This window comes from Streptomyces sp. H27-H1, from assembly GCF_026627445.1.
GTDB lineage: Bacteria > Actinomycetota > Actinomycetes > Streptomycetales > Streptomycetaceae > Streptomyces.
The window spans coordinates 1-659 of the sequence record NZ_JAPNLJ010000167.1; the positions used below are offsets into that span (position 1 = coordinate 1).

Genomic DNA, 659 nt, shown 5'->3' on the forward strand with positions numbered 1-659 from the left:
GTTCGGCGTCACCGGGGTGCGCGGTCAGGTCGCCGCGGACCGCGACTGCATACCCCAGGTCCCGGTCCTCAAGTCCCGCGCGGAACTCGGCGTTCTGCCCGTAGCCGGCATCGGCCACCACCAGCGGCGGGACCAGGCCCCAGCCGGCCAGTTCGTCCAGGACGTCCAGGGCCAGTCGCCACTTCTCACGGTGCCCCACATGCTCCGGGATGCCGGTCTTCTCGCGCCGCGCCGTGTCGTCGGCCCACTGCTCGGGGACGAACAGGCGCCACCCCAGCGGGCACGACGCGGTGTCGGTGGCCGCGTGCACACTCACCGCGACCTGGCAGTTCGCCTGTTTGCCCAGTGCCCCGCAGTACTGGTGGGCCACAGCGACCGACATTCGGCCGTCCTTGGGGAACGACACGTCGTCGATCACCCAGGCCTCAGGTCCGATCAACGGCACCATGCGTTCGGCGATCCGCCGCCGCACCGGCACCGGATCCCAGGTGGACTGGTTCACGAACTGCTGCAGGTTCTGCTCGTTGCCGTCCACGAGCCGCCCCGCCATCGCCTGGATGGACTTGCGCCGCCCCTCCAACATCAACCCACGCAGGTAGCAGCCACCCTTCTCCCGCTGGTCCCGACGCGGCACGGACGCGAACACATCCGCCACGAAC

Annotated in this window: 1 protein-coding gene; it reads right to left on the reverse strand. The window is 70.1% G+C overall.

The annotated features are described in order from the left end of the window. The coding region (locus tag OTB20_RS42320) for an IS701 family transposase (protein WP_267825201.1) at positions 1–659 on the reverse strand (659 nt) is incomplete at both ends.